The sequence below is a fragment of the Streptomyces sp. NPDC051776 genome, assembly GCF_040681345.1.
In the GTDB taxonomy this organism is placed as follows: Bacteria; Actinomycetota; Actinomycetes; order Streptomycetales; family Streptomycetaceae; genus Streptomyces.
The window spans coordinates 1-4,547 of sequence record NZ_JBFAYQ010000119.1; the positions used below are offsets into that span (position 1 = coordinate 1).

The following is a 4,547-nucleotide window of genomic DNA, read 5'->3' on the forward strand; positions in this document are numbered from 1 at the left end:
GTCTCCACCATGTCCGAACACCGAAATCCTGTCGGCCACCCGACAGTTCCCCCCTCAACGACGCCTCATCACCCCAACCGAAACGGCGAGGTTAGGACACCAGGGCCGACGAGGCGTTCCTTCGGAGATCTCTGCGCCCCAGCCGGTGCTGGGCACCGCGGTGCAGCTGTGCACTGCCTTGGCTGGAGTTCGTCCCGGACGTGGTGCCGTAGCGGCGGGGCCAACACCCAGCTCAGCGACAGTCCAAAACAGTTGGCTCCGCAGGACTTGCGAGGCCGGAATCATCACCAAGAAATATGGAGTGGCTCGTCAATGCAAATCCGAACCTCCGGTCCTCCACTTCTCCTGTCATAAAAATCCCAGAATCCTCTTCTATTTCGCTAGGAAGGTAGTATCCGAACCGCCAGGGTCGAGGCGCGAAATCGGCCGTTGGTGTGGGAAAACAACCGGGGCCCATGACGGGAAGGGTCGGAGTGAAGTTGAGGAAGGAGCAACAGCTCGGCCGACTAACGAGGCATAAGGAGGGCTCCGGTATGTGGGCACACAAAATCGCGACAGCCACGATGCTGGTCCTGGCCGTCAGCGGATGCACAGCACTCGGGGCCGGGACGGCGTTCGCCGGAACCGGCCCAATCCATGAGAAAGCGAAGGCCAGGGCGGAGGGAGGATCCTCCACCGCCGGCGGGACTGTCGCCCAGCAGAACACCGTGCAGTCCTCCCGGCAGAACAACAACTGCAGCAACCCCAACAGGCTGGATTCGCCGGGGGTGTCGCTCACCAATAGCCGGGCAACGGGCCGGTGTGTGACCCGCGACGACTCTCTCACCGCGTTCTCCCGCATCCACTACGGTCCTGCAGAAGTCCGAGGCGATTCGGCCGCCTTGGACGTGAATCAGACGAACGCCGCTCAGCGCGGGAGGCAGAACAACAACTGCAACAACCCCAGAAACCCGCCCTTCGACGTGACGGGCGGCCGATTGGAGGGCGGCTGCGTTGGCCGGGACCTCTCCTTCAACAAACGCACGTTTATCAAGGGCGGCGGCGCCCGAGCCGAAGGCGGATCCAGCACCGGCTCAGAAGGAGGGGCAGGGGTATTCCATCAGAACACCGCCCAGGAAGGCCGACAGAACAACAGCTGCAACAACGTCGGTGGGGGGAATATCGTTCTGGACAGCAGTCGATTGGAGGGCCGCTGCGTTGGCCGGGACCTCTCCTTCAACAAACGCACGTTTGTCAAGGGCGGCGGCGCCCGAGCCGAAGGCGGATCCAGCACCGGTGTAGCGGCATCTGTGCGCCAGCAGAACACCGCACAGGAAGGCCGACAGAACAACAACTGCAACAACCTCAAAAACTCAGTAATCTTGCTGATGGGCCGCGGCCGATTGGAGGGCCGCTGCGTGGACCGGAACCTCTCCCTCAACAAACGCACGTTTATCAAGGGGGGCGGCGCCCGAGCCGAAGGCGGATCCAGCACCGGCGGCGACGTAAGCCAGCAGAACAACGCACAAGAAGGCCGACAGAACAACAACTGCAACAACCCTAACGAGATGGTGGAGATCGGGGTCGTGACAGTGGCAGCTGGCGGCCGTCACAAGGCTAGCTGTAAGGCGGCGGACCGCTCCGCAAATCTGGGCACCGCAGACATTGGTGGAGGAGCCCAGGCCACCGGCGGCTCAGCCACCACCGACCTCTTCCAGCAGAACACCGCACAAGAAGGCCGACAGAGCAGCACTTGCAATAACCCCAACAACCTCACCCTCCTCACCGACACTGGCAGCCACGCACAAACGCACTGCACCGCCGTAGACCACTCCACCAACATCGCTACGGTCCACCGATAAGAGCGTGCGCGGTAGGCGTTGTGGGGTGGGGGGTACGGGGCGGGCACGGTCCTGCGCGATCATGTGAGTTGTTACGTTCCGTGATCGTGGAGGCTCCGTGCTCGCGCTGCCCTCATGGCCTACCGATCCGTTCTGGGTCCAGTTCGTCGCCCCGCTTCACGAGCGTGCTGCGTTCGACCCGTCTCACCCGCTGGGCTGCCATCGCCGGCGGATCGGCGACCGCGTCGTCTTCGACAAGCTCGTCCAGGTGCTGGTGTTCGGCTGCGGTCGACGGGCGGGCCCGGGCTCGTTCAGCCTCGAGGCTGAGGCAAAGCGGGCCGGGAGTCGGCAGCCACGAAGCGACTGTCGTTCCTGTCTGACATGGACCAGCTCGATGAAGCGGTCGAGCGTGCCTGTCTCCGGCTGACCCGGCTTTCCGCCGGGTCAACCTGGAGATCCTGGGAAAACACGGACCCGTTCTTGCATGCGCATGCCTGGCCGCGGTTCGAGTGGGACCCAGCTGACGCGGTGGGTGCCCCGGTGTGGCTCTACCCCCGTGAACGGTGGAGCGAGGAGCAGTTCAGGCTCGGTCCGAAGCACGACGCGCTGCGAGAAGCGATCGGCAGCGAGCTGGACCGGCTGCGATCGGGGACCTGACCGACGCGCACTGCTGCGCCGCCGGCCGACGGTGACATGGAGATGACCCGGTCATACGGCGCGCCCTGCGGCCAGCCGGCCGCGCCGTCCCCCACCTCGACGTCTACGCCGGCTTCCAGCCGCTCCCGCACGGTGGCGGCGAGGTCGGCGTCGACCTCGACGCTCGTCACCACCCCATCTCCCGCACGGTGCGCCAGGAGCGCGGCGTTGCGCCCGGTGCCGGCACCCCCCGAGCTCCAGGACACGCTGGCCCGGCTCGAGCAGAAGCGAGGCGAGCATGTCTACGACCACGGCCTCACACGACAGGGTGGAAGCCGGCAGCCCTTCCACGACCTGGGTGATGGCCGCATCATCGGGCCCGGCATACACTTCACCAGCCCACCGCTGCTCATCGGCGTCCCGGTCCACCGGCACACAAGTACGCCCGTTCCAGCGCCAAAGCCGGCCCGGGGCGAAACACATGCCGCGGCAGCACATCGACAGCCTGTCGAATCCAAGGAGAACGCGCGGTCCAAGGAGAACGCGCGGGCCAAGCACCCCGCTGCTCCATAGAAGTGCGCGGTCTTTGTTCGTCGCGGGTGGCGGGAGCCACTCCATCGGCGAGTTCGGAAGCCAAGCTCTATCGGCCGTGACCGGGGGCGGCTTCTACAGGTCGGGGCCGGCGGGACGGTGCAACGCCCGCACCACAGGGTCCGCTCCGGAGCGCTCCAGTACTTCCTCGATCACCGTCCGGGACGCCACTACGCCGCTGGCTGCCCCGATCATCCCCACCGTCTCTTCGAGGGCGAGCGCAGCTCGCGCCAGTTCGTTGGCCCTGATTTCCGCCAGGGTCCAGTCACCGTTCGCCACGGCCCGGGCGCAGGCGGAGACCCTGGCCAGCAGCTGGGCGTAGTCGGCCGCCAGCCGCTCTTCCAACCGGACTCGGGATCCCGATGCTCACACCCTGACCGTAGGGGCGGGGCCCGCCTCGGGCCACCAGAACTCCATCTGCCACCCCACCCGGTGGAGAGGCGCCTCGCAGGCCATGAACGGGGCGTTGTAGGGGTGAATGCCAGGAGTGACGAGGAGGCGGGTGGGGAGCAGTGGGCGCCTTCGGGCCTTGCCAGGCGATCGGTCTCCTGGGAAGTGCCCGGCTGCGCGGCAGGAGCCCCTGGATCCCACCGTTCCTCGGGGCTTCGTCGCCGGGCGTCTGGGCGGTTTGCCCAGGCGCGCTTGCCGACGGCCTGAGCCCGGGAGGCCGCGAAGAGTGAGTGTGATGGTGTGCCCGGAAGCTATGTAGTGGCGGAGCGAGCGCCGCAGCATGCAGCGCCGTCGGTGCTTGGGTTGGACAGCAGCGACCGGTCCGTTCGGCTGCAGGGGCTGGGTCGGTCCGCGGGTCGTCGCGGTGACGAGGATCAGCCCGGCGCGGCGCGATGGCGGCCCCCGATTTCCGGGCGGGTGGGATAGGGGGCCGCCGCACACGAGTGACGTGGGGGACGGGCTCGTGTCTCATGGGACGACGCCCCCGCAGCCGCGAAGGTCACGCGCCATGGCCCGACCGCTTGCGCTTGATTCGCCGGTCTGGGGGGATCTTCGGGTGTGGTTCTCGCAAGGACCGTGCAAAGAGGGTAGACCGAATCGGGCCGGCGGCTACACGGGTGCGGTTGCTGATCGGGCATGGGCGAGCGAGGAGGAAAACAGTGCAGGCCAACGTAGGTGACAGACTTCTCGTGCATGGGCGGGTCCTTGGGCAGCATGATCGGGTGGTCGAGATCATTGAGGTGCTGGGTGAGCAGGGGGGTCCGCCGTACCGGGTCCGTTTTGAGGATGGTCACGAGACGGTCATGAGTCCCGGCCCGGACACGGTGGTTCAGCCCCTCCACGCCGAGAATCGGCGTCGCCGTCAGCCTGACCTGGGTGGATCAGTCGCTGGTGTTGGCCGCCGCTCCAGGCACCCTCTCGTGCCTGCGTTCCGCCCGGTGAATACCTGCATGTGCTAGGGCCTGTGTGATGTCGTGATCAATCTTGCTGATCCGGATCTGTATGGAGGGGTGCATCGGGTAGGAAGAGGGGTGTGACGCGCAGGCAACT

Annotated in this window: 3 protein-coding genes and 3 pseudogenes; 4 read left to right on the forward strand and 2 right to left on the reverse strand. The window is 66.4% G+C overall.

Annotated features, from left to right (window positions below):
* Positions 1 to 533: 533 nt before the first annotated feature.
* From AB0M26_RS31320 to AB0M26_RS31330, 3 genes and pseudogenes are all read left to right on the forward strand, one after another.
* Positions 534 to 1,841 (forward strand): hypothetical protein, encoded by a 1,308-nt coding sequence (locus AB0M26_RS31320; RefSeq protein ID WP_365266310.1) that lies wholly within the window; start codon positions 534 to 536, stop codon positions 1,839 to 1,841.
* A 97-nt stretch (positions 1,842 to 1,938) separates the two neighbouring features.
* Positions 1,939 to 2,109 (forward strand): annotated as a pseudogene (locus AB0M26_RS31325) (IS5/IS1182 family transposase); the annotation flags it as partial.
* Between the two features lie 68 nt (positions 2,110 to 2,177).
* Positions 2,178 to 2,477: pseudogene (locus AB0M26_RS31330) on the forward strand (diadenosine tetraphosphate hydrolase); the annotation flags it as partial.
* Here AB0M26_RS31330 and AB0M26_RS31335 read toward each other — a convergent pair.
* On the reverse strand, positions 2,369 to 2,647 hold the full coding sequence (locus AB0M26_RS31335) for a hypothetical protein (RefSeq protein ID WP_365266316.1): 279 nt from the start codon (positions 2,645 to 2,647) through the stop codon (positions 2,369 to 2,371). The pseudogene AB0M26_RS31330 and the gene AB0M26_RS31335 overlap by 109 nt on opposite strands.
* A 475-nt stretch (positions 2,648 to 3,122) precedes the next feature.
* The gene (locus AB0M26_RS31340) at positions 3,123 to 3,392 is read right to left on the reverse strand and encodes a hypothetical protein (protein WP_365266313.1); all 270 of its coding nucleotides are present in this window, start codon (positions 3,390 to 3,392) and stop codon (positions 3,123 to 3,125) included.
* A 764-nt stretch (positions 3,393 to 4,156) separates the two neighbouring features.
* Between AB0M26_RS31340 and AB0M26_RS31345 the strand changes: the two are divergent.
* A pseudogene (locus tag AB0M26_RS31345) lies at positions 4,157 to 4,330 on the forward strand (DUF1918 domain-containing protein); the annotation flags it as partial.
* Positions 4,331 to 4,547: the final 217 nt, after the last annotated feature.

Excerpts from the sequence above, each read along its gene's own strand:
- AB0M26_RS31320 (WP_365266310.1), top strand. The coding sequence starts at position 534 with ATGTGGGCACACAAAATCGCGACAGCCACGATGCTGGTCCTGGCCGTC.